Annotated in this window: 23 protein-coding genes; 9 read left to right on the forward strand and 14 right to left on the reverse strand. The window is 44.4% G+C overall.

Annotated features, from left to right (window positions below; genetic code table 11):
- Window positions 1-6 precede the first annotated feature (6 nt).
- The 5 genes from ELZ11_RS17180 to ELZ11_RS17200 all read right to left on the reverse strand — a co-directional run bounded on the left by ELZ11_RS17180 (window position 7) and on the right by ELZ11_RS17200 (window position 5,586).
- Window positions 7-756 carry an NRDE family protein gene (locus tag ELZ11_RS17180; RefSeq protein ID WP_137358621.1) on the reverse strand — a complete coding sequence of 250 codons (750 nt, stop codon included), beginning with the start codon at window positions 754-756 and terminating at the stop codon, window positions 7-9.
- Between the two features lies 1 nt (window position 757).
- On the reverse strand, window positions 758-1,300 hold the full coding sequence (locus tag ELZ11_RS17185; RefSeq protein ID WP_137358622.1) for a DinB family protein: 543 nt from the start codon (window positions 1,298-1,300) through the stop codon (window positions 758-760).
- Between the two features lie 22 nt (window positions 1,301-1,322).
- Window positions 1,323-2,456 carry an ATP-grasp domain-containing protein gene (locus ELZ11_RS17190; RefSeq protein WP_137358623.1) on the reverse strand — a complete coding sequence of 378 codons (1,134 nt, stop codon included), beginning with the start codon at window positions 2,454-2,456 and terminating at the stop codon, window positions 1,323-1,325.
- Window positions 2,453-3,040, reverse strand: a complete 588-nt coding sequence (locus tag ELZ11_RS17195) for a DedA family protein (RefSeq protein ID WP_137358624.1) — start codon at window positions 3,038-3,040, stop codon at window positions 2,453-2,455. The genes ELZ11_RS17190 and ELZ11_RS17195 overlap by 4 nt, the downstream gene beginning before the upstream one ends.
- A 569-nt stretch (window positions 3,041-3,609) precedes the next feature.
- Window positions 3,610-5,586: a bifunctional 2',3'-cyclic-nucleotide 2'-phosphodiesterase/3'-nucleotidase gene (locus ELZ11_RS17200; RefSeq protein WP_137358625.1), complete on the reverse strand. Its 1,977-nt coding sequence runs from the start codon at window positions 5,584-5,586 to the stop codon at window positions 3,610-3,612.
- A gap of 428 nt (window positions 5,587-6,014) precedes the next feature.
- Between ELZ11_RS17200 and cysD the strand changes: the two genes are divergently transcribed.
- The 4 genes from cysD (at window position 6,015) to cysC (ending at window position 10,852) form a co-directional block, all read left to right on the forward strand.
- Window positions 6,015-6,959: a sulfate adenylyltransferase subunit CysD gene (gene cysD / locus ELZ11_RS17205; RefSeq protein ID WP_137358626.1), complete on the forward strand. Its 945-nt coding sequence runs from the start codon at window positions 6,015-6,017 to the stop codon at window positions 6,957-6,959.
- Between the two features lie 19 nt (window positions 6,960-6,978).
- The gene (gene cysN / locus ELZ11_RS17210; protein WP_137358627.1) at window positions 6,979-8,406 is read left to right on the forward strand and encodes a sulfate adenylyltransferase subunit CysN; all 1,428 of its coding nucleotides are present in this window, start codon (window positions 6,979-6,981) and stop codon (window positions 8,404-8,406) included.
- A gap of 64 nt (window positions 8,407-8,470) precedes the next feature.
- Window positions 8,471-10,195: an SLC13 family permease gene (locus ELZ11_RS17215; protein ID WP_137358628.1), complete on the forward strand. Its 1,725-nt coding sequence runs from the start codon at window positions 8,471-8,473 to the stop codon at window positions 10,193-10,195.
- A gap of 33 nt (window positions 10,196-10,228) precedes the next feature.
- Window positions 10,229-10,852, forward strand: a complete 624-nt coding sequence (gene cysC, locus ELZ11_RS17220; RefSeq protein WP_137358629.1) for an adenylyl-sulfate kinase — start codon at window positions 10,229-10,231, stop codon at window positions 10,850-10,852.
- Window positions 10,853-10,869: 17 nt separating this feature from the next.
- On the opposite strand, the gene ELZ11_RS17225 is transcribed toward cysC, so the two are convergent.
- The 7 genes from ELZ11_RS17225 to ELZ11_RS17255 all read right to left on the reverse strand — a co-directional run bounded on the left by ELZ11_RS17225 (window position 10,870) and on the right by ELZ11_RS17255 (window position 16,355).
- Window positions 10,870-11,781: a TIGR03899 family protein gene (locus ELZ11_RS17225; protein WP_137358630.1), complete on the reverse strand. Its 912-nt coding sequence runs from the start codon at window positions 11,779-11,781 to the stop codon at window positions 10,870-10,872.
- Between the two features lie 303 nt (window positions 11,782-12,084).
- Window positions 12,085-12,582 carry a DUF3299 domain-containing protein gene (locus tag ELZ11_RS17230; protein ID WP_137358631.1) on the reverse strand — a complete coding sequence of 166 codons (498 nt, stop codon included), beginning with the start codon at window positions 12,580-12,582 and terminating at the stop codon, window positions 12,085-12,087.
- Between the two features lie 14 nt (window positions 12,583-12,596).
- Complete coding sequence (locus ELZ11_RS17235; RefSeq protein WP_137358632.1) at window positions 12,597-13,856, reverse strand: ABC transporter permease; 1,260 nt, start codon at window positions 13,854-13,856, stop codon at window positions 12,597-12,599.
- The gene (locus ELZ11_RS17240) at window positions 13,853-14,566 is read right to left on the reverse strand and encodes an ABC transporter ATP-binding protein (protein ID WP_137358633.1); all 714 of its coding nucleotides are present in this window, start codon (window positions 14,564-14,566) and stop codon (window positions 13,853-13,855) included. The genes ELZ11_RS17235 and ELZ11_RS17240 overlap by 4 nt, the downstream gene beginning before the upstream one ends.
- Window positions 14,567-14,642: 76 nt before the next feature.
- On the reverse strand, window positions 14,643-15,386 hold the full coding sequence (gene zrgA, locus ELZ11_RS17245) for a zinc uptake protein ZrgA (RefSeq protein WP_137358634.1): 744 nt from the start codon (window positions 15,384-15,386) through the stop codon (window positions 14,643-14,645).
- Between the two features lie 41 nt (window positions 15,387-15,427).
- The gene (locus tag ELZ11_RS17250) at window positions 15,428-15,718 is read right to left on the reverse strand and encodes a DUF2607 family protein (RefSeq protein WP_137358635.1); all 291 of its coding nucleotides are present in this window, start codon (window positions 15,716-15,718) and stop codon (window positions 15,428-15,430) included.
- 85 nt (window positions 15,719-15,803) lie between these two features.
- Window positions 15,804-16,355 (reverse strand): YtfJ family protein, encoded by a 552-nt coding sequence (locus tag ELZ11_RS17255; protein WP_137358636.1) that lies wholly within the window; start codon window positions 16,353-16,355, stop codon window positions 15,804-15,806.
- A gap of 251 nt (window positions 16,356-16,606) precedes the next feature.
- On the opposite strand from ELZ11_RS17255, the gene ELZ11_RS17260 reads away from it, so the two are divergent.
- Window positions 16,607-16,807, forward strand: a complete 201-nt coding sequence (locus ELZ11_RS17260) for a DUF1107 family protein (protein WP_137358637.1) — start codon at window positions 16,607-16,609, stop codon at window positions 16,805-16,807.
- A 32-nt stretch (window positions 16,808-16,839) separates the two neighbouring features.
- Here ELZ11_RS17260 and msrA read toward each other — a convergent pair whose 3' ends face one another.
- On the reverse strand, window positions 16,840-17,472 hold the full coding sequence (gene msrA, locus ELZ11_RS17265) for a peptide-methionine (S)-S-oxide reductase MsrA (RefSeq protein WP_137358638.1): 633 nt from the start codon (window positions 17,470-17,472) through the stop codon (window positions 16,840-16,842).
- Window positions 17,473-17,642: 170 nt separating this feature from the next.
- On the opposite strand from msrA, the gene tamA reads away from it, so the two are divergent.
- The 4 genes from tamA (at window position 17,643) to ELZ11_RS17285 (ending at window position 23,936) form a co-directional block, all read left to right on the forward strand.
- Entirely contained in the window at window positions 17,643-19,355 is a 1,713-nt protein-coding gene (gene tamA / locus ELZ11_RS17270; RefSeq protein ID WP_137358639.1) for an autotransporter assembly complex protein TamA, read from the forward strand.
- Window positions 19,352-23,116 carry an autotransporter assembly complex protein TamB gene (gene tamB, locus ELZ11_RS17275; RefSeq protein ID WP_137358640.1) on the forward strand — a complete coding sequence of 1,255 codons (3,765 nt, stop codon included), beginning with the start codon at window positions 19,352-19,354 and terminating at the stop codon, window positions 23,114-23,116. Before tamA ends, tamB begins: the two co-directional genes overlap by 4 nt.
- Window positions 23,117-23,140: 24 nt before the next feature.
- Window positions 23,141-23,485 (forward strand): gamma-glutamylcyclotransferase family protein, encoded by a 345-nt coding sequence (locus tag ELZ11_RS17280; protein WP_137358641.1) that lies wholly within the window; start codon window positions 23,141-23,143, stop codon window positions 23,483-23,485.
- A 91-nt stretch (window positions 23,486-23,576) separates the two neighbouring features.
- Window positions 23,577-23,936 (forward strand): DUF2799 domain-containing protein, encoded by a 360-nt coding sequence (locus ELZ11_RS17285; RefSeq protein WP_137358642.1) that lies wholly within the window; start codon window positions 23,577-23,579, stop codon window positions 23,934-23,936.
- Between the two features lie 90 nt (window positions 23,937-24,026).
- On the opposite strand, the gene ppa is transcribed toward ELZ11_RS17285, so the two are convergent.
- On the reverse strand, window positions 24,027-24,554 hold the full coding sequence (ppa, locus tag ELZ11_RS17290; protein WP_137358643.1) for an inorganic diphosphatase: 528 nt from the start codon (window positions 24,552-24,554) through the stop codon (window positions 24,027-24,029).
- Window positions 24,555-24,659: the final 105 nt, after the last annotated feature.

Here is a 24,659-nt window from a genome sequence, read left to right on the forward strand (position 1 = left end):
CCTGTGTTAGGCGATCAGAGATTCTAGTTGGGTAAAGGTATAACGATGTTGATTGAGTGATTGGGCATTGAGCCCATGACATGGAGAGCCCGGTATGTAACTCATGGCTAGCTGGCGATCAGTTACGTTTAAATGTGTGAAGCTAACGGTATGAGCGTCTTCTCTGTGCATGCAAGCCGACAAATAGCCATGCTCTGGGTGGTGATGAGCGTGGAAGGTGAGCAAGGTTTGCTGGGTTTTATTATCAAATGTTAGCGTGTTGTAGAGCTCTCTACGGTAATGCTGTACTTCTTCGAGCGCTATACCTGACGAAAACAGAGGTGAATCAGTTTGCTTAATATCAATGTTGGTTCCATCCCAGGCGAAAGCAAAGACTTCCGGATTGACGAGAGAAAGCGTAGGGCGAAAAACCAATAATGTGAATGGAGCAAAGCGCTGAATGTCTAGCTGATTGAAATGTTCTGTTACTTGCTCAAGGCTGGTGCTAGAAGACAGTAGTTTTAATAATAAACCGCGGCTTAATAGAGGGCCTTCGGGCATTTTTCCTTGATAATTATTGAGTAAACAAAGAGATAATCCATGCTCGTTTAAGCTGATCCAACTGCCTTTGCCAACCGGGTCGATTGGCATCAATACCTTAGTACCATTGTGTGTGAGTTGTTGAGGTGGTGTGGCTAATGCGCGAGATTTTTGTTCATCTCGATTAAAGAATACTTGGTAGCCTTCTTCGTTCAGTAGCCAAGTGACAGAACACATATCATTGCCCTCTCAAATAGCTGGTTGTGGTTGGTGCGAAACCAAAAGTATTCGTCACCTGAACTTGTAGGAAAGTGGCGATCACTTTCATCATGGCGTAGTGGTGGTTCGCGTGTAAGGCGGCAAAAGTGATCTCGCGCTCTAAGCTTGACGTCATGGATTGGCAAACCTGGTTATTAAGCGACACTTCCGTTTCTATCGTTACTGGGTTGGTCAGTGCGGTCGGGTTTAATTGCTCTAACCAATCGGAAATGTATTTTATTTCTTCTAATGCGATAGCTCTGCTGGTTTCAATATCATGCCCACGACGGCGCGTGTTGTAATTAATCTGTTGGTTTTCTTGCAGAATCAACGCATGGAACAGATCTAGCGTATGACGAAAGTGCTCCCCGATAGAGCTGTCGACATGAGGTTTGGCTTTGTAGGTATAGTCCTCATCACTGATATCCGAAAGAAAGTGAAGTCCCTGACGAAGAATATCCACGGCCCCTTGAATCGTAGAAGGAACAGAGATTTGAGATGAGGTATTACTGGCTAAACTCATAATATTTCCTTATTCAGACGAACTAGTCCGTCGTTGGATATTGTTCGGTCAGGCGTTTCTCTTCACGCCAAGCGAGAATTAATTCTTTGAATGCAGGTGTTTTATGACCTCGTTGCTGCTGCTTAGCGCCAATGTCGAAAAGAATGCGGTATTGGCTAAGTAGAGTGCTGAATATTTCTTTGAGAGGAGTGCGACGATCCCAGATATGAGCAGCCTCGCTGCTGGCGCCATTGATCTCAAGAATCGTGAACGCTTCACCTGCCATCAAGCTATGAATATCTTTAAATTTGATGTCGAGGCGACCATAGTGAAAACCTTCAAAGTCATCGAAGATCTCATCCAAACGTTGAGCAAGTGCATCGGAGATATATTGGTTACCGTTGCGAAAAATTGAGCCCCGGCTGTGACTACCAGCGAAGGCGAGTTGAAATTCAGTTCCCAAATCTGGAACCCAGTCCAGTTTGTCCTGATGGCGCGGTAAATAGAGGTGACTTAATTGCCCCGCACGTGGGCATTGCTCTATTAACTGCTGAAGTGTACTCACACCATCTCCAACCACTGAAGGGGCATATTTGAGGGTGATAGAGATGATTTTTCCGCGCTTTTTCCCTGGGTAACGCACGTAAAATACCCCTGCTTCAGCTTGGTATGGGGCTTTTTCTTGGATTAAGAAACGCGCACCTTCGGGAAAGCCAGCAATGTAGCTAGTTAGTTGCTCTTGAGACTTAACCAACTTCACTCCCGCCCCACGACAGCCTAGATCTGGTTTTGCAACGACAGGAAATGAAATCTTGGCGCTGTGCATAGATTCCAACGCCTGAGCGGTTTGGCTTGAGATTCCAACATCGGATTTAGTGATGGTCACGAAGGGGGAAATCCACTCTAAAGAGCGCTTACCTGCCAAGCTTAAAATGTCGTGTTTAGACTCGCCAACCATGCCACTTAATTTGATGCTTGGGTTAGCGATTAAAGGCAGTTTCCAGTTTCCATATCTCAGCCCTTGAGCCAAACTTTGAATGACTACGGGGGTATAAAAAAACCAGCTAGGGAGAAATTCATAAGGCGATACGCTTTGCTTAGTGTCTACTTCTAGCAAGGGCATGCCGGCATTAATTTTTTCAGGTGCAATGCATTGGATTTCTGGTTGGGAACTCATGACAACCCTCTTGAGTAGGTGTGATTAAGAAGCTTATTGGTAGAGAAAAGCAATAAAATCGCCGCAGGAATTAACATCCATTGATACTCAGAGGCTTGAACCCAAGCTGACGTCCCTAAGTAATAAATAGTTGAGAAAACTAAACATGTCCAAAGTGCTGTGGCGAGAATGACTGCGCTCATAAACAGCTTCAGTGGGATAGAGAAGAAGCCACTGAGCGTGAATCCTACAGTCCTTAGCCCTGGTATAAATCGGATAATGAATAGGTTAAGGAAAGCCTGCTGGTGGAGTTTTCTACGGATAGATTTGAAATGTCGGTTGGTGAGCGCTCGATAGCGTATGCCACGAAAATGCTGGCAATATTTACCTAAATAGTACAGACCAAGGTCACCAGTTGCGATCCCGACAAAGATTGCCAGCAAGGCTAGGCTTGGCGGCATTAATTCTTGGCTGGCAAGCCCAGCCGCAGAAACAATGGCTAAATCTTCTAGTAGGTAAGACAGCAAGATCACACCGACAAACAGAATAGGAACTGATTGCGAGCTTGTTGTGAGTAATGTTTGTAAGGATTCAACCAATAACACATCGCTTCCTGAATTTAACTGTATGATATTTTGTTGGCAATTAGCTGCTGTATTAGCAATGAATTGGCTTTAACAAATAATCAAGGTAAATGGTTCATGTTTTAAGAGACCGAGCATAGGATGGAAAAATTACATTTTTGGTGAGTGATTTTTATAACAATAGTCTGTTTGGCGGTTTTTTAGCGGCTTTGCTCGGTTTTCCGAGTGTACGAAATCGTTCTTTTTTCGCTTTTATTGCCTAGGGGAGCATTATTGTGTGGGTGTTAGTCGCACTGGCGAAAGCTCAGTCGAGAATGTACGTTTTAGTGTTCAGTATTAGCTTAATACTGTAGGGCTCGTTTGCTTTAATGAATATACGGTGGTTTAAATATGAGCTCGCAACTGTATTCATGGTAACCAGTGGAGGTGAACTTTCTGAAGAAGTAGGGGGTATATTCAGAGGGACTGGCTTTGGTGAATATAGCTGTGGGGAGTGTAGCGGCGAACGCTACGGTCTGATGGATTTGTGTAGCAAGTAAATATAAAAAAACGCGGCTAATACGCCGCGTTTTTTAGTTAAGCAAAAGGGATTACTTGCTTAAGTCAATTTGGTATACACCGAAACCAACATCGTCTGTTGCGACACGTTTCATCGGGTATTGACCTTTATCTTTGATGAACTGTGCAGCTTTATCACTTGGCGAAGTTTCAAAGCGGATATCTAGCGCTTTGTCTGACTTAATTGGCGCGAATGACCAGTTGTTGTCCGCTGTTGGGCTCACTTGGCCTTGCTCTTTGCTCACGCGAGAGATGTAGTTAGCAAGAACAGTACGGTTTTCATCTGGTGCATCGAATGCGATGAAGTCTTCACCTGTGCCTGGGAACTTGTTGCTGTATGCGCGGTAGTTGTTGGTCGCGATAATGAAGTATTGCTTCATATCGATTGGCTTACCTTGGTAAGTTAGGCCAACGATACGCTCAGAACCTTCATTGATTAATTTACAGTTTCCATCGTACTTAGCAGGTTGTGTTACATCGATCTGGTAGTTAACACCGTCAATAACATCGAAGTTGTAGGTGCGGAAACCATCCCAATCGATTAATTGCTGAGGAGCTGTACTATTTACATCAATCTGTTTGAATTGACCCGCAGAACACTCAAGCCATTCTTTTACTTCGTGACCGGTTACCTTCATTGCAACTAGCGTGTTCGGGTAAAGATATAAGTCAGCCGCGTTGCGGAAAGTCAGTTGGCCAGATTCAACTTCAGTAAAGTTAGCTGGGTCATTCTTACGACCGCCCGCTTTAAATGGTGCTGCTGCTGAAAGTACTGGAGTACCGTCTAGGTCTGGGTCACCTTGAATAAAGCGCTCAACGTAATCTTTCTGTGCAAGGTTAACAATTTGTACCGTTGGATCGTCTTGTACTAGCGATAGGAAGCTGTACATTACGTCGTCTGCTTTACCAATTGGTTGGTTTACAAATTCACGAGTACCAGCGTGGTCTTTTTCTAGCGCAGTTACGATGCCTTTATCGGCATCCGCTAGAGATTTCTTCTCGATTTTGTCGTAAATAGGGCGTGCTTCTGATTGGCCTTTAACCACTTCCCATTTACCGTCTTTTTGCGCCAGTGTTAGATCCATAACACCCACGTGGCTACCCCAACGACCTGGCATAACTGCCGCAACACCGTTCATGGTGCCGTTTTCGTTGTCGATGCCTTGAATATCGTCAAAGCCTTTGCCTGGGAACACAGCGTGAGAGTGACCAAATGCAATTGCATCGATACCTTCAACTTCTGATAAGTAGAACGTTGAGTTCTCTTCGCCAGTTTTGTATGGGTCTGTTGATACGCCAGAGTGTGGAATAGCAACGATTACTTCAGCGCCTTCTGCTTTCATTTGAGGCACTAACTCGTTAGCGGTCTCAATGATGTCGCGAGCGATCACTTTGCCTTCAAGGTTCTTCTTATCCCACGTCATGATTTGCGGTGGAACAAAACCAATGTAACCAACTTTTACTTCGTGTTCAACGCCAGCAGTATCTGCGAATGTATGCGTTTTGATGATGTATGGCGTGAAGTAGTGTTCTTTGGTTTCTGCGTCGTAAACGTTCGCACTGATGTATGGGAAATCAGCGTCGTTGATTGACTCTTCTAGGAACTCAAGGCCGTAGTTAAACTCGTGGTTACCTAGGTTGGCAGCGTCGTAGCTTAGTTGATTCATTGCTTTGTATGCAGGGTGAACTTCGCCTACTTCGATGCCTTTGTCTGCCATGTAGTCACCCATTGGGCTACCTTGCAGTAAGTCACCGTTATCAACCAATACGCTATTCGTTACTTCGCTTTGAGCTTCTTTTACTAAAGTTGCAGTACGTGCTAAGCCGATTTTTTTCGATGGCTTGTCTTTGTAGTAATCGTAGTCCATTAGGTTGGTATGGATGTCCGTCGTTTCTACGACACGCAGTTTAATCACTTCATCGGTATCTGGTGTTGTTGTGCAGCCTGCTAGAGTCAGACCAAGACCTGCAAGTACAGCCAATGATAAAGGTTTCATTGCAACTTTCATTTTGTAGCTCCAAAGTGGATAGTAGAAAATTTCGTTGCGTAATGTAACAAAACAGAATGAAACAATGATTACAGCGAATGTTAATTCGTGACTTAGATCGATTACTTTATGGTGTTCTGCAAGATGCCTCCCAAAGCTGCTCAATCAACGTACAAATCTTATCAATGAGAATGCTCAATTTATTCCACCTAATTATCTAATAACTTCATCCCTTATCAGCTTTTCGAATAAAAAATGAAATTTTAGAATTTCCGGTAATATAACAAGCTAGTCATAATGCCAACATCAAGGACGTATTAGGAGGCAATTATGACTCGCTTAACCAGCCAGTTCACTGCTTCACAAGCGCAACAGTCTCGATACTCCCATTAACTGTTTCACCAGTTAGCCAGATACCCAATTCGGTAGTTTCATTATCGAGTGAAGAAATGCTCGTTAGCCCGAGCCTTAAAGGAAGCACAGAAATGGACCAACAACGTTTAACCCACTTAAAACAGCTAGAGGCGGAAAGTATTCATATTATCCGTGAAGTCGCTGCTGAGTTCGACAATCCGGTGATGATGTATTCAATCGGTAAAGATTCTTCAGTAATGCTGCATTTAGCTCGTAAAGCTTTTTACCCAGGTAAAATCCCGTTCCCACTTTTGCATGTTGATACCGACTGGAAATTCCGTGAAATGATTGAATTCCGCGATCGTACTGCAGAGAAATACGGTTTTGACCTATTGGTGCATAAAAACCCTGAAGGTCTAGAAATGGGGTGTAGCCCATTTGTCCATGGTTCTTCTAAGCACACCGATATCATGAAAACTCAAGGGCTAAAGCAGGCGTTAAACAAGTATGGCTTCGATGCGGCTTTTGGTGGTGCTCGTCGTGACGAAGAGAAATCTCGTGCAAAAGAACGTGTGTATTCATTCCGTGATAAGAACCATACATGGGATCCAAAAAACCAACGCCCTGAGCTTTGGAAAACATACAACGGTCAAGTAAACAAAGGTGAAAGCATTCGTGTGTTCCCATTATCAAACTGGACCGAGCTAGATATTTGGCAATACATCTACCTAGAAAATATTGAAATCGTTCCACTATATCTTTCAGACAAACGTCCAGTTGTTGAACGTGATGGCATGCTGATCATGGTTGATGATGACCGTATGGAACTGAAAGAAGGCGAGAAGATAGAAGAGAAAAGCGTTCGCTTCCGTACGCTTGGCTGCTACCCGCTAACGGGGGCGATTGAGTCTGAAGCAAATACGTTAACAGGGATCATCGAAGAAATGCTGGTAGCCACCTCTAGTGAACGTCAAGGTCGAGCGATTGACCATGACCAGTCTGGTTCGATGGAGCTCAAGAAGCGCCAAGGTTATTTCTAAGAAATCTAAGGAAAGAAAAATGAATAGTGCAGTAGAAGCCGAACTAGCCGAGCTAGGAATTGAAGGCTACCTGAGTCAACACCAACATAAGTCGATGCTTAGATTTTTAACGTGTGGTTCTGTAGATGACGGGAAAAGTACGCTAATTGGTCGCTTGCTCCACGATACCAAGCAAATTTATGAAGATCAGCTAGCTGCGGTTCACTCTGATAGCCAACGTGTTGGTACTACTGGTGAGAAACCAGATTTAGCCCTTCTAGTGGATGGGTTACAAGCAGAGCGTGAACAGGGCATTACTATCGATGTGGCTTATCGCTATTTCTCTACGCAGAAACGTAAGTTCATTATTGCAGATACTCCAGGACATGAGCAGTACACACGTAACATGGCAACCGGCGCATCGACGTGTGATCTTGCCGTGATCTTGATTGATGCTCGTAAAGGGGTGTTGGATCAAACGCGCCGTCACTCGTTTATTTCTAACCTGCTTGGCTTGAAACATTTCATCGTAGCAGTGAATAAAATGGATCTCGTGGAATACTCTCAAGATCGTTTTGAAGAGATTCGCGATCAGTATTTAGAGTTTGCTGAGAACCTTGAAGGCGATACCAATATTCAGATCTTACCGGTATCTGCATTGGAAGGAGCAAACGTTGCTGCCGCAAGCCCTGAAATGGCTTGGTTTAAAGGCCCTTCACTATTAGAAGTGCTTGAGAATGTGGATATTGACCAGACGCGATCCGCTGGTGAGTTCCGTTTCCCTGTGCAATATGTGAATCGTCCTAACTTAGATTTCCGCGGTTTCGCAGGTACGGTTGCATCAGGCTGCGTCAAAGTTGGCGATGAAATCAAAGCGCTACCTTCTGGTAAGAAATCAAAAGTCGCTCGTATCGTAACCTTTGATGGTGATTTGGAGTCGGCTCAAGCTGGCCTGGCGGTGACGCTAACGCTGGAAGATGAAATTGATATCAGCCGTGGTGACTTAATTGTTCTAGAAAATGCGGAAATTGAATCAACGAATCACATTCTTGCGGACGTGGTGTGGATGACAGAGCAACCACTTCAATCAGGTAAAGCTTACGACATTAAGATCGCAGGCAAGAAAACCGTTGGTCAAGTGGAAGCGATTCGTCACCAGTACGACATCAACAACCTATCAAGCTATGAAGCACAAGAGCTACCTCTTAATGGTATCGGTTTGTGTGAGTGGTCACTGAATGAATCGGTAGCACTGGATAAATACTTAGATAGTGCGGACACCGGTGGTTTCATCGTGATTGATCGCCTAACTAACGTCACTGTTGGCGCAGGTTTGATTCGAGACAGACTTGATTCTGTTGAGCTGCAAACTGGTGATTTCTCTGCGTTTGAAGTAGAGCTCAACGCTCTGATTCGTAAGCACTTCCCACACTGGGATGCGAAAGACTTAAGTCAGCTATTGAAGTAATTCGTTACTGAACGACTGACAATCATAGGTGGAAGCACCTGCTTCCACCTTTAAAGGACGAGTTATGTGGGAACAAGGATTTGTATTAGCGATACTGCTTGGCATTATTACTTGCCTGCTTGTAACTCGAATTAAACCTAGCTTTATTTTTGCTGGCGCTGCGTTTTTGGCGTTTATCGGTGGATTGATTGATCTGTCGAGTTTAGCGACAAACTTTACCAATTCATCTTTACTGACATTAGTTCTTCTTATACTTGCCTCTAGTGCATTGGAGAAAACTCGCTTGATCAGCTGGGTTAGCCGAAATATATCTGAAGGTCGGCTAGGCACAGTGGTTGCAAAGTTGGGTATTTCCACAGCGTTACTTTCTTCCTTTACTAATAATACAGCGGTTGTCGTGTCGTTGATCGGTGCGATCAAACGTAATCAACAGCATGCGCCCTCAAAATTATTGATCCCGCTTTCTTACGCTGCGATCTTAGGCGGCACATTGACATTGATCGGTACTTCCACAAACTTGATCATTAATAGTTTTGTTGAAGACGCTGGCTTGCCAAGTTTAGGCTTTTTTGCACCCACGTTGATCGGTCTAGCTGTGCTTGTTGGTGGGGTGTTGATCTTGATCCCGCTGAGTTACCTGTTACCAAGTTATGACGAGCATTCTCAAGATGATTTACCGTACTTTTTAGAAGCGCGAGTGGAGCCAGGGTCACCATTAGTTGGCCGTAGTGTGAGTGAAAACAATCTACGAGCATTAAGAAAGCTGTTTCTAGCTGAAGTGATTCGAGATGGTGAAACTACGGCTTCGATTGATCCCGACTTTGTATTGCAAGCGCGTGATAGGTTGCTGTTTTGTGGTGACATTGAAAGTGTTGCTACCTTACAAGAGATTCAAGGGCTGACTTTATTTGGTCAGCATCATTTAAACGGGCAAAGTTTTGTTGAAGTGGTCGTTAGTTCATCGGCCAGCTTCTGTAATAAGACATTAAAAACTAGCCAATTTAGAGACAAGTTTGATGCGGTTGTTGTGGCGATTCGTCGTGGCCATGAACGTTTAGAAGGTGGCCTTGGCAATATCGTATTAACTGCAGGGGACACCTTGGTTCTGGTTCCTGGTAAGCGATTTGAACAGCAACGCCAAGAACACGCTAAAGAGTTCGTGTTGATGAATGATCTTGATTCTAGTGCTAAGTTGGATGGAGATAAGTCAGCCTATGTTTTGCTTGGTTTTGCGGCAGTAATTGGTTTCGCATTGACGGGCTATGTACCGATCATTAAAGGGTTAGCGGTCTTTATCTTATTGCTTATTGGCTTTGGGATTGTCCAACTGTCAGAGCTTCGTCGCCGTTTCCCTGTAGATATTGTTGTGATTGTTGGTTCTGCCTTGTCGATTGCCCAGCTGATGTTGTCTTCCGGCTTGTCGGTGCGGATGGGCGATATGTTTATCGAAGCATTTAATGGGTGGGGCGTGTTTGGCGCGTTGATTGCAACTTACTTTATGACGCTTATCCTTACGGAGCTGGTGACCAATAATGCAGCCGCAGCGCTGTCATTTCCTATTGGCTATAGCATGGCGGTGGGTTATGGCGTCGACCCGATGCCATTTATCATGGCGGTTTTGTTTGGAGCGAGTGCGAGTTTTATTTCTCCCTATGGTTACCAAACCAACTTACTGGTGTATAGCGTAGGCAATTATCACCTGACCGATTACCTGAGAATAGGGATACCTATTTCAATCGTGTACTCAGTATTAGTGCTGAGCCTAATCCCTTACTTTTTCCCATTTTAGCGTTGTGATGCAAGTTTATTTTAAGGATTATTTATGACTACTTCCCCTCAGCCAAAAGACGAAAACATCGTATGGCACCAGCATTCTGTTGATAAAGATTTTCGTGCCAACTTAAAATCGCAAAAACCGGCTGTGCTTTGGTTTACTGGCTTGTCTGGCTCAGGAAAATCGACGGTGGCAGGGGCGCTGGAAACGCGTTTGGCTGAAATGGGTTACCACACGTACTTGTTGGATGGTGACAATGTTCGCCACGGCTTGTGTAGCGATTTAGGATTTTCTGAGCAAGACCGCCGTGAGAATATTCGCCGTATTGGTGAGTTGGCGAAATTGATGGCCGATGCTGGCTTGATTGTGCTGTCTGCTTTTATTTCACCACATCAAGCGGAACGTCAATTAGTACGAGACTTAGTGCCAGATGGAGAGTTCTTAGAAGTATTTGTGAATACGCCGCTCGAGATATGCGAGCAACGCGATCCTAAAGGGTTGTACAAGAAAGCGCGGGCTGGTGAGATCCCTAACTTCACCGGAATAAGCTCGGTATATGAAGCGCCAACTGATCCTGAAATCGACCTGCCAGCGGGCGATAAATCTCTGGACGAGTTGGTTGAGCAATGTGTCGCCGCGCTAACTGAGCGTAATATTCTAGCTAAACGCTAAACGCTAAACGCTAAACGCTAAACGGTGTGGTGGATGTTACTTTTAACTTCTGTTTGCACCGTGAACTTTTGACTGAGTAGGGCGATCAATTGATCGTAATACTGCATGTTAGGTTTGTTGCCAAGTAACTGACACAGTTCATTGCCTGTTGGGCTGAAGCGGTAATACACGAGCTTCACTCCTTTTGAGATTGGCAACAAACTCATATTCTTTCCTTGATAGCTCAGATTGAGTGCTGGGTCGAAATCAATCTCCCCCGACTCCAATTCAGTACCAAGTAATAACCCCAGTTCAATCAAATGAAGCAAACTGGAGTAAGGCAGCTTGAAGGTGCCTAAGTTGACTGTGCTGGTGGTATCGCGCTTACCAAAACTAAAAATCCCGCCATGTGCTTTATAGCCGAGTAGTAATTTACGGCTGTTATCGCTACCAAAGCTACACGCTAAAGATGCGGCTCGCTGCAGGTTTTGTGCTTCTTTTGGAGTCATATCTTGCAGAACTTGGAGCGCTTTCATCGACGTTGAACCTGGGTTGGTTACTTCACGTTTGAGTACCTGCGCCCATAGCCTTTGCATAGAGGTGTTATGGATGTTCTGTGCCATATCAAAGAAGCGATACAACCAATCTTGATCTGGGTCGCCAGCTGTCTCATCTTTGCAGGATACATGAGCCAGTTTCAGAATTTGCTCTAAGTTTTTTTGACACTGCTCTTTGTGTTTTTTCTCACGCAATAAAGCGCGTTCTAGCAGGCTTTTTTCTGCCTCATCCGTACCCTTTGAAGTTTTGAGTAAGGAATCTAATCCAAACTTTTGCGCAATATCGAGTACGCGACTCGCGCTGTCTTTTATGTAGGCTTTCTTCTCATGATGAGCAGAGCTTTGTGCACCACTATCATGATCAATAACAACTGGCTGCTTGCTATCTGACATATGTTTACCATTGCAAAAATAAGACCTTAACGGTTTAAAATGTAACTCTTTATGCGTTGAGTTGCTAGATAAACCCGCTCTACAAAGTAGGGTAAAGAATTTTGACTTTAGCTAATGATAAAAAAATGTTAAATTTGTTGAGATTTTAATGGAGGGTCTATGCGGCAACTAAATGAGAATAAGCTGAAAAAGCAGTTGTCTGTTGTGTTTTTACTGGTGGGCTATGTCGCAGTGCTAGCTTATCTATCTAAATATATCATTTAAAACAGACAAGCTAGCTCGTTATCAAACTGTTAATGACATCTACATGTCATCGTAAGCTTCTATTTCCATTCCTTCGATCAAATACCCTGTCTCAGCCAAATCGTGGCTCATACTTTCCGTTTTTAGCGTTCCTATTACGTAAATGACATCCCATAGCTCTTGCACTGGTGCACCTTTTGGAAACTTAACGTAAATGATTTGGTTCGGCGGTGGCGGTGGTACGTGAATACATGCACCAAAATAAGGGACCAGTAGAAATTCAGTCACTTTATCTGCGTCACCTTCCAATGGAATAACAAACCCAGGAATCTTAACGGTACTACCATTAAGCTCACTACGAACCGCGCCGATTTTAGACTGCTGAGCTTGAGGGTTGGAGTGATCCACCGTTGGCATGCCAAATGGGTCAAGCTGTGCTCGCTCATTTTCAGGGATCAAATCAATCCAATCTAGCGTCAGCATTGAATCGCTGTCGCTCGCTAAGCTATAAGTTGGCATTAGCATTAAGCCAACCATAAGTAACAATATTTTTTTCATCGATAACTCCGATACTAAATTCTGATTGTCATGCCATCGGCAAGAGATTGACGATAAGCACGTAAAGCTGGAATGAATCCGATTAAAATGCCCGAGCCTTGAACCAGCGCTAGAAGCTTCCATTCGTATGCGGTAAGCGCAGAAACGGAGACATTGATGCCATAGGCTTGCTGGATGATTGGCGCGGCAATACTGATGAGTGCGAAGAGTCCCCCGACGCCTAACAAGATGCCTAAGCTCGTCAGCGCACTAGCTTCACTTATTAATAAGCTGAAGACATGTCGTGGCCTTGCGCCCATTGCTCTTAAGATCGCCATTTCTCTGCGTCGTTCTTGCAGGCTGGTTAACAAACTACTTAGCATCCCTAGTAGGCCGGCAACAACCACAAACCCGGACACAACCAGCAAAGCTTGTTCTGCAACTTCCATCATGCCCCATAATTCATGTAAGGCGATGCCCGGCATAATGGCGCTTAATGGCTCTTGACGGTAGGTATTTATCTCTCTTTGCAGCGCAAAAGTCTGAATTTTTGAATTGAGCCCCAAGAGCATCGCAGTGATTTGCTTTGGCTCAAATTGATGTTGTTTGAGTTGTTCTATATCTGGAGTGTGTCCAAGGTTCGCTCCCGACTCCCAACCAACGTGGATCGCTTCAATCGCTTGTAAGGAAACATGCACGGTTTTATCAACGGGCGTCCCTGTAGGAGCAATGATTCCGACAATTTTGAATGGTAAGTTGTCATGGCGGCTAAAGGCGACATCGCTAATTCCATGCGCCAAAATGATCTCATCACCCAGCTTATAACCTAGCTTTTTGGCTACTTCAGAGCCGAGAACCGCTTCGAATGTACTTTCAAACTCACGCCCTTGCTGCAAGGTTAGTAATTGCTTACTTCCGTAACGGTAATGTTCAAAGTAACTTTGGTCGGTACCCATGACTCTAAAGCCCTTGTGGGAATCGCCTAAAGAAATGGGTACTGCCCATTTGACCGATTTGTGTTGGCTAAACTCTTGGTAGCTTTTCCAGTCGATATTATTGGTGGCATTGCCGATTCTAAACACAGAATAGAGCAGTAAGTTCACTTGACCAGAGCGTCCGCCGACAATCAAATCGGTGCCAGAAATCGTGTTCGCAAAGCTGCTTTTAGCTTGAGTTCGAACGCGCTCTACACCTAGTAATAACACAACAGAAACGGCGACCGTCAGAATGGTGAGAATTGCGGTCGCTTTGCGGTTGAGTACACTTTTGAGTGCTAAGTGAGTAATTACTTTCATACAGCCACCTTAGCGTTATTGAGTTGTTTGAGATCGATCGTACGGCTAAATAGTTTTTCTAACGTCGGATCGTGGCTGACGAAGACCAAAGTTGATTCAGCTTGATTAGCTTGTTCCATTAGCAGCTCAATAAATAGCTCACGGTTGTCGTGGTCAAGTGCAGAGGTTGGTTCATCTGCAATAATCAGCTTAGGCTTACCAATCAATGCACGCGCGGCGGCGACACGCTGCTGTTGTCCAATACTCAATTCAGTCACCGGCTTTTCCATTAAGCTCTGTGGCAAGTGAAGACGTTCGAGTAAGTGGATGGCCGTTTGTTTTAGGTCTTTATCGACTTTTTCTTTTCGAGGCTTAGAAAACTGGCACGGTAAGATGACATTCTCTAACACAGATAAATACGGCAATAAGTTAAATTGCTGGAAAATATAGCCAATGTGTTCAGCGCGAAATTTGTCTCTTTGGCTTGGGCTCAGTTGGGTGATGTCTTGCCCTAAAATCCTAACTTGGCCTTGCTGTGCTTGATTGATGCCTGTTAATAAGCCGAGTAGTGTCGACTTACCACAGCCACTTGGCCCTTTAATAAATAGGTGCTCTTGAGGCGAGATATGGAGTGAGGCGATTTCTAATGTTGGGGCGAGTTCAGGCTTCCAGCTAAAACTCACGTTGTTTAGCTCAACAACCAGTGTTGGTTTTTCATGTTCACGAGACATGGTAGCTCCTGCAAGCTAATAGCGAATCTGGTAACGGTGAAGTAAGTAGACACTTACTTCACCGTGGAGTTTCAATTTAGAAGCGGAAACCAGAGTTTTCTGCGGTTAACTTCTGCTGAGTTTGAACTTTATCGGTCAGTAGGTTAACTGTGATCGACTCAGTATCAGTAAACTTAGCAAACCATTCTGTATCAACAGAGTTTAAATCTTCGATTGAGCTACAGTTGTAATGGTACTCAACGGTAAATTCACCGTGACCTGAATGCTCGTGCTCATCGTGATCGTGACCTTCATGATCGTCATGATGTTTGTGTTCATCGTGGTCGTGACCTTTATGGTCGTCATGATGTTCGTGCTTATCGTGGTCGTGGCCTTCATGATCGTCATGATGTTCGTGTTCATCGTGGTCATGACCTTCACGGTCGTCATGATGCTCGTGTTCATCATGGTCATGCTTATGTTCGCCACTGTGATCATGGCCTTCATGATCATCGTCTTTTGATAAGGTGTTAGTCACGGATTTGAAAGTAAGCTCACATTGCGCTTTGCTTGCAAATTGGAACATTACTTCTGGTTGATTTAGCAATGTGGTTGCTTGTTGGATAGCCGTTTTTTCTTGCTCGGTTTTTGGAGCATATTCAAAGCCAACGACATCAGAACCAGGGGCGGTGACTTCTAGTAATAGCTCATTACCATCTTGAGCAATGTTCACTTCTACATGGCCATGTACGTGTGCATCGTGAGAACGGTAAGAATCTTCCGCGATAACTGGCGCTGAAAGAGCAAGGCTAACTAACATAGCGATTGAAGAGTGTTTCATCTGTGTAATTCCTAAATATTTAATAAGTGAGTAAAAAGTGTTCAGCTTATTAACTTAGGAGGAGAGCGTGCTAGAAAGGCAAAGTAGAGGCGTTCTACATCTCTTTCTTCCAGTGCATTGAAAACATAGCGATGACTATCAACATCGGGCACGACTGGTGATGAGTGAGCTAAGCCTTGCTGGGCAATAGAAAACAGCTCACACTGGTGATGGAGGTGATGAGTCGGGTCGTCATCGAAGGCATGCGCAACGGCGGCCACGTTGAGCATCAGTACAAAGACCAGTGCTACGCAGGAAACTAGTTTTAGTTTTGCCGAAAAATATTGCCACATTGCCGATAAGTCAGAATAAAAAATGGATATTGTTACAATATAACAATATCCATCGGGGATTTCTTTAAAAAGAAGTAATAAGTTATCAGATGTTTGCCGCGATAAGTTTAATTACTTGATTCACTTCATCTTCAGATAATGAGCCTTCTTTGACAAATAGAACTTTACCCTGTTTGTCTTGAACGATAATCGCAGAGCTTTCTTCTTGAAGATCCCACGCTTTAGCGACTTCACCTTCTTCGTCAACGACCATGGAAGACCAAGGAAACTCTTGTTTGCTGCTTTCTGCAGAAGACTTAACGAATGACCCCGTTCCCCAAATAGAATCGTCTTGGTTGATCACGGTAGTGGTCTGGTAGTTCTCTGCATCAAACTTAGACGCTGTGATCGCAGCCATTAGCGGTGCGTTCATTTCTTTCGAGCTACTACGGCCCGCAATCGCTTGAATTACGCGAACTTTACCTAGCAGTTGCTCGGTTGCCCAAGCTTGGTAAGCCGTGTCATTGTCGTTCAGTACGATTTCACCGTGAGCACTTACTTTTACAGCGGGTACTGTTTGACCTACCGTAAGGTTGTGCGCGTTAGCAAGCAGTGGGGAAGTCGCGAGTAGGAGAGCGAGAAGTTTCTTTTTATTCATTGTTTTATGTTCCGTTTGTTGGTTTGCTGTCGAAGTATAATATGCTTTGCATAAAATACAGCATTGTTAGTTTAACGTACGGCGTGGAAAAATGTTGCAGTCTTGTTTCACAAAAGTATAATGTATTGCATTCGCTAATACAGTGTTGAATTGTATTGGTTTAGCCATAGGACTTGGCTGATAAGTAAAGCAATAACTGGATAAGTTGGTGCTTAATACTGTTGTACCGCAAATGGATGTTGAGGTTGTATATGCTACGTGAATTTTCTACCTACCGACCACGTCAAGTGGCGCGTTTCGTTAAAATCCTTTTTAAAGGCCAATTTACTATTGAAGGTGTTGGTAAGTTCCAATTCGATCAAGGTAAAGTGCTTCTTCCTGAAGTCGCCAATAAACAAAAGCTCTCAATATTTAAAGAAGTGAACGGCACAATTGCCGCTCTACCTCTATAGCTTTTTGTTACTAATGACTTCGTTTGCTTTCACTAAGATTCAGGTGGAAAGCAAACACCTGTACCACCTAAACCGCAATACCCATTTGGGTTTTTAGCTAAGTATTGTTGGTGATACGTTTCTGCAAAGTAGTAACGTCCTGCCGGTAATACTTCGGTTGTGATCGTTTGTGCGAGCGATTGGGTGATAGCGGCTTGGTAATCTTGTTTAGATTGCACAGCTTGGTTGTGTTGCTCTTCACTAAAGGTGTAGATAGCAGAGCGATATTGAGTTCCAAGATCGTTGCCTTGCTTCATGCCTTGAGTGGGATCGTGACGTTCCCAAAATGTTTGCAACAATTGGTTCAGTGAGATCTGCTGCGGATCAAAGATGACTCGTACGACTTCGGTGTGGCCGGTTTGTCCGGTACATACTTGTTCGTAAGTTGGATTGACGGTGAATCCACCCGCGTATCCGACTGACGTTGAAATTACGCCGTCAAGTTGCCAGAACAAACGTTCGGCTCCCCAGAAGCATCCCATTCCCAACAATACTTGTTGTTGAACTGAGCTAGGTTCAGCGTTGAGATCGGTTTGGTTAACGGAGTGAGGTTCAGTTACTTCAATGGGGTTGGGTTGGCCAGGCAGAGCGGTATCTGCCGTTACCATCAGTTGTTTGTTAAGCATTTTTCTATTCCTTTATCACATACGACCGACTCGTAACGTTGTTCGAGTTAGTTCACTAAGTTAATCAATGAGACCCTTTGAATGCCTTATTTCTTACAGACTTAGTGATCTTTTAGCGGTATTATTTCTGTAATTCTTAACGTATTGATCACCTACTCGCCCAATTAAGCATGATAAGAAAAACATTGCCAGTGCTGATTAGCACATTACTTTCTTCGACGGTGGCTTTCGCTGATGTCTCCCTTGAATTTGAAGGGCTAGACGGCGCATTGAAAGACAATGTGGACGCTTACCTGCTCGCGATTCCTGAAGAAGAATACGCGACCACCTTACGATTTCAATCTCGCTTAGAGAAGCTGATCAATGAAGCGTTAAATGCGTTGGGTTACTACCACGCGGAGGTGACGTTTACGCCTTCGGAAGATGGTAGTGAACTGCAAGTTATGGTTAAGCAAGGTGAGCCAGTCCGTATTTATCAGTCAGACATACAGTTGAGTGGCGAAGCTGAAAAAGATCCTGATTTTTTAGCGTTACTGGCGTCTGCGAATCTCAAAGAAGGCAGCATTCTTAATCATAGTGCTTATGATTCACTCAAGTCTTCCATTCGTAATTTAGCCTTACAAAAAGGGTACTTTGACGGTGAGTATCTGGTGAATCGTTTGGAAGTGGTGCCAGAGCTGAATCGCGCGTACGTGCGTTTGCATTATCAAAGTGGTATGCGTTACCACTTTGGTGAAACTCAAATCAATGGCAGCCAAATTGAAGAAACCAAAGTGGATTCCTTAAAGTCGTATGAGTTGGGTGACCCATACTTAGTTTCAAAAGTTGGTGAATATAACCAGAATTTGTCGAATACGGATTGGTTCTCATCGGTGTTTGTCGAACCAGATTTGGCTCATTTGGGCAAAGGGCGTCAGATCCCGATGAAAGTCTCGCTTGCTCCACAATCTAAAAATCAACTGGAAACGGGTATTGGCTTCTCGACGGATGTGGGCGTTAAAGGCTCTCTTAAATGGAAAAAGCCTTGGGTTAATGAACAAGGGCATAGCTTCAATACTAGTTTATCTATTTCTAAGCCTGAACAGACTATTACCGCCAGCTATAAGATCCCTTTGGAAGATGTTTTAAATGATTATTATCAAATCCAATATGGGATGAAAAACGTCGACAACCGAGACACCAAAAGTTTGGAGTCTAACCTAGCTGTTGAAAGGCATTGGCGTCTCGATAGTGGGTGGCACCGTACGGTGTTTGTCCGTTACCTCATTGAAAACTATGAGCAAGGTATTCAAGACGATGTTGGTCAGTTCGTATTACCGGGTATTTCGTTTTCGCGCAGTCGTACCAAAGGTGGTGCGATGCCAACCTGGGGTGACAAGCAAAGCATCATGGTGGAAGCGGGTGACGATTCTTTGTTGTCTGAAACTCGTGTGGTGCGCTTATTAGGCCGCAGTTCGTGGATTCGCAGCTTAGGCGAGAATCATCGTGGTTTGGCTCGTGTCGAAGTGGGCGCTAACTTTGCGGATGACTTTGACTCTCTTTCTCCTTCCTTACGTTTCTTCGCGGGTGGTGATAACAATTTACGTGGTTATGGCTATGAGTCGATCTCTCCAACTGATGAAAGTGGTGCATTAAGTGGTGCAAAATATATTGCGACCAGTACATTGGAGTACCAATATCGCCTAGTCGGTGACTGGTGGATCGCTGCTTTTGCGGATGTTGGTGATGCCTTCAATGAAACCGCTGAATGGAAAACCGGTACCGGAATGGGGGTGCGTTGGGCATCTCCTGTTGGGCCTATTCGTCTTGATTTTGCTTGGGGGCTAGACGCTAACCCAGGCGATGAATTCCAAGTGCACTTCACTTTAGGACCTGAGTTATGATTAAAGTGATCTTCAAATGGACTAAATGGTGTTCTATTAGTCTGGTGGTATTGCTGCTACTGATCACCACTGCATTAGCGGGTGTGCTGTTCACTAACCCAGGGTTGAATTTAGTCTTATGGGGAGCTGAAAAAGCATTGCCCCAGCTAAAAGTCGCTAGCTCTCAAGGCTCTATATTTCCAAAATTCAGCCTTAATCAGGTGCAGTTTACAGACCCTAACTTGAATATAGACACTAAAGTTGATCAGCTAACGTTAGCCGTTAATCCTCGTTGTCTTGTGGATCCTATGCTGTGTGTTGACGAAGTTGCGATTCAAGGTTTGGATTTTGCGCTGACTTCACTTCCTGAGAGCGACCCTCTAGCTGAAACTGAACCTTCCCCTCCTGTGACTTCCGTAGCGATGCCGCTTCCGATACGGGTAGGCAAAATTAGTTTGTCTGACATTCAATTGGATATTCTTGGCAACAAGATCGATTGGACTCTATTTTCTACCGCATTGAAGATGAACGGTGATCGCCTGACGATCGCCCCTACGTTATTGAATAATCTTACTGTTGAATTAGCACAAACCACAGATAGTGAAGAGGTTGCAGAAACCAATGCCCAAGAACCGGCAACAAAGCAAGCGATTCAACTTCCGGAAGTGTGGATTCCGTTAAATATTGATTGGCGTCGCTTCGATTTGAATCGATTTACTTTGGTGCAAGAAACTCCGGTTGTTGTCAATCATTTAGGGTTAGAAGCCAAAGCTGGTGGCAATAGCGTTGATATCAAAACGCTAGAGGTTGATGTACCACAAGCAACGGCGAAGCTTTCGACTCAGGTTGAGCTTAAAGATGACTACCCGTTGGAATTATCACTCAGCACTAATGTGAAGCAAACGGAACTCTCTGGGCAAAAGTTAACGTTAACAGCGAGTGGTAGCGTTGCCGATTTAAGTTTTGATTCGAATTTTTCTGGTGTCGTAGAAGCCGCGTTATCGGGAAGTATTCAACCGTTAGAGCCGACATTGCCTTTTGATTTAAAGCTAACGGATGGTATTGCTCAGTGGCCTTTGAAAGGGAAAAGCGATTATCAGGTCGATATTTCTAAGCTCAATACTAGTGGTTCTTTAGATGGGTACATCCTTGACCTTACAACCAAAATAGTAGGGAAGCAGATCCCTCCACTGCAAGTTGACGTTGCAGGTAAAGGCACCTTGCAACAAATCGATTTGGAGTCGATCAAATTGGGTACGCTTGGCGGTGAAGTGAGCGGTAAAGTCATGGCTAATTGGCAAGCCCCGATCAATTGGCAAGCTGACATCGCGCTCGATAACATTCAGCCTGGTCTACAGTGGCCAGAAGCCGAAGGCAATATTAGCGGTACGTTGCAGACGTCTGGTCAGTTAACGGAAGCTGGCGGATGGCAAGTTGAACTACCGGTATTGAATATTAATGGTGTACTACGCGAATACCCTCTGAATATCGCTGGCCAGCTCAATGCTTCTGATGTTAAAGCTGATGGGAACATCAAACTCGACACTCAAGGTTTAGCCTTATCTCATGGGCCGAATGCGCTACGAGCAAAAGGCGCATTAGATCAAGAATGGAAAATGGACGTGGCTGTCGATTTCCCTGATTTGGCCAAAAGTGTGCCTGACTTAAAGGGAACTATCTTAGGTGATATTCACCTGAAAGGGGCCATGAAAGAGCCAAACGTTCAGCTAGCACTCAACGTCAATCAACTTAATTGGCAAAATGAAGCCAAAGTTGAAAAGCTATCCTTAAAGGGGAATGTGACCCCACTTCCGCACCCTCAAGCCGATTTGAACTTAGCCGTAACGAACGCACAATATCAGGACAATACAATTGATAGCGTCGCTTTGCAGTTGGAAGGTGGTGAAAAAGAACATCGCCTAACACTAGATGTCGTATCCAACATAGTGTCGACTAGCTTAGCGATATCGGGCAGTTTTACTCAGTCCCCTGAAATGATATGGGATGGTCAGTTAGAGCGCGTTAAAGTCACGTCGCAACAAGGTCCGTGGGAATTACAGTCTCCGACGGCGCTGAAAGTCGAAATCGATAAGCAACAAGCAAATGTCCAAGCTCACTGCTGGCAGCAAGCAAAATCCAGCGTGTGTTTAACGGAAGATGTTGTTGCAGGGAAGTCGGGAGAGGCACATCTCGCCGTTAACCAGTTCGACTTTGAACAGGTAAAGTCATTTTTACCAAAGGCGACCCAAGTGCAAGGATCTGTTGATGCTGTAGCGTATGCAAAATGGCAAGAAAATACAGCACCGGAAGTGAAGGTGCAGGTGACGTTACCAAAAGGTCAAGTGGGACAAAAACTAGAAGCACCACTGCAAGTCGGCTGGGAAAGCATTGCGGTTAATGCGCATATTAAAGACAACCAGCTACAGGCAGATTGGTTATTAGATGTCACAGATAATGGTGATCTGTCTGGGCGAGTCATGTTGCCGGATGTACAGGCGCAAGATAAGCAAATAGACGCTCAGGTTTCTTTATCGACGTTCAATTTAGATTTTCTTAAACCTTTGATCGGTGACTACAGCTTGCTTGAAGCTTTATTGCAAACGGATCTTGAGGTGAAAGGTCCGTTAATGCACCCACAAGTCTTTGGTCAATTCTCGATTAATGAGATGAAAGTGAAAGGGGACGTCACTCCAATCGACGTTAACGGCGGTAAAGTTGAGTTAGACTTCAATGGTTATAGCGCCGACCTTAATGCTGGCATTCAAACACCGGATGGTGAACTTAAAGTGTCGGGTAAAGGTGAGTGGCAAGATTTAAAAGATTGGAGCACGAACGTTCGAGTCTTTGCCGAAGAGCTGAAAGTTGATTTACCTCCAATGGTGAAGATCAAATTGGTACCGGATATGACCATAGATGTTTCACCTAAGTTGGCTAAAATTAGCGGTGATATTGCCTTGCCTTGGGGACGCATCGTTGTCGAAGAATTGCCACCTAGTGCGGTTGGGGTATCCAAAGATCAAGTGATTTTGAATGAGGATCTTGAACCAGTTGAAGGGGCGAACACCATTCCTTTCGAGGTGGAAACCAATGTAAATATTTCAATTGGTGATGACTTCTTACTATCGGCATTTGGTCTAGAAGGCGGGTTGATAGGTAAACTGAATGTGGCGCAGAAAGACAAAGGCCCATTCATCACTGGTGAAGTGAATATCGAAAACGGTACTTATCGTTCGTTTGGTCAGGACCTTATCATTAATGAAGGTAAGATTTTGATGAATGGACCAGCTGATCAGCCATACGTTGCGATCAGTGCGATTCGAAACCCTGATAACACACAAGATGATGTGACGGCCGGGGTGCGAGTGACGGGGCCTGCGTCAGAACCTGCGGTGGAGATTTATTCAGAGCCTGCGATGCCACAAGCCAATGCGCTTTCTTATTTATTACGTGGACAAGATATCGATGGTGAGTCAGGGGGTAACTCCATGACGACGACACTCATCGGCTTGAGCTTGGCTAAGAGTGGTCAAGTGGTGGGAGAGCTTGGCGAAGCCTTTGGTGTTCAAGATTTGCAGCTAGATACCGCTGGATCGGGTGACGATTCTCAAGTTACGGTGAGTGGTTATGTATTGCCTGGCTTACAAGTGAAATATGGAGTTGGTATCTTTAACTCATTGGGTGAATTCACCGTGCGTTATCGCTTAATGCAAGATTTGTATGTGGAAGCGGTCTCTGGTTTGGATAGTGCTGTGGATTTGCTTTACCAGTTTGAATTTGACTAAATAGGTTAAATGGAGAATTGAACGATGCAACACTTAGTTTTCGTATACGGTACCTTGAGATGTGGTGAGTCGAACCATCACTACCTCAGTGATAGTGAGCTGCTGGGCAGCTTTCAATCAGAGCCTCATTTCTCACTCTTTGACTTAGGCGCTTATCCGGCTGTTGTGGAAGGAAAGAAAAGCGTGCTTGGCGAGGTCTACTTAATTAACGACGATGTGTTAGCTGAGCTGGATAAGTTAGAAGATGTGCCTGTTGAATATCGACGCGAGCAAATAAAGACGCCTTTTGGTCTTGCTTGGATCTACTTGTATCAAGATTCAAACCTTACCCAGGAAATACACAGCGGAGATTGGTGCCAGAGAATATAGTGCGTGAACAGGTGAGGCGCTGACGAGTTGCTCGGTATGTTTACGAGGTTCACGTTGTCATACGGTGTTTATTTTTCACGTGGAGGAAAATATGAAACCCTTATGGTTGTGTAGCGTATTGTTATTGCTTGGCTGTGTTCAGACTTCATTGCCCACAAGCTTTACAAAAGAGGCTTGGCAAGATTACGGCACGCAACGTGCGATGAATGGCAGCTTAAAACAGTCCCATGAATCATTATCTACGTTACTTGCACCTGAAGCCGTTACAGAAGCGCAGTTTGCTGCGTATGCAGCGGGGTATGAAATCGGACTTGAACGGTATTGCGAGCAAAACGCTTACATTTTAGGTGTGAAAGGTCAGCAGTATTTAGGTATTTGTGATGAGATGAATATTTGGTTTAAGGACGACTATATCTCGGGCCGAAAATCGACGGCCAGTTTTGGTCTCTAGGTGTTTTAATGCTTTTGTAATTTGGTCGTTCGTTACACCGTTTAAATAAAAAGAGAGCCGATGATAGGGCTCTCTTTTTTATGACTCTTTTTATTTGTTGGCGCGTTGATAAGAGGTCAGAATCTCTTCTCGAGCAGCTTCAGCATTATCCCAGCCATCAACTTTTACCCATTTACCTGCTTCTAGCTCTTTATAGCGTTCGAAGAATTGGGTGATTTGCGCTTTGAGTAATGCTGGGATGTCATCCACATCTTGAATGTGATCGTATTCTTTTGACAGTTTAGTGTGAGGCACTGCAAAGACTTTTGCATCTTCACCAGATTCATCCGTCATTTTCAGAACCCCAACAGGTCGGCAGCGGATCACTGAACCTGGCATTAATGGGTATGGAGTAGGGACCAGTACATCAACTGGATCACCATCTAAAGATAGGGTGTTATTCACGTATCCGTAGTTACATGGGTAGAACATTGGTGCAGACATAAAGCGATCGACAAATACCGCTCCAGTATCCTTATCTACTTCATATTTGATCGGATCGGCATTCGCTGGGATCTCAATCACTACGTAAAGATCGTCTGGTAGGGATAAACCAGCGGGCACGTTGTTCAAACTCATTCACGACTCCTTTCTGTCTCTAATCATTTATTCCGAAATTAACTATTCAATATAACTATCAGCATCATGTGGCAATTTGTCTATATTTAAAAAGAATCAATCAGA

Origin of the sequence: Vibrio profundi (genome assembly GCF_005281835.1) — a bacterium.
GTDB lineage: Bacteria > Pseudomonadota > Gammaproteobacteria > Enterobacterales > Vibrionaceae > Vibrio > Vibrio profundi.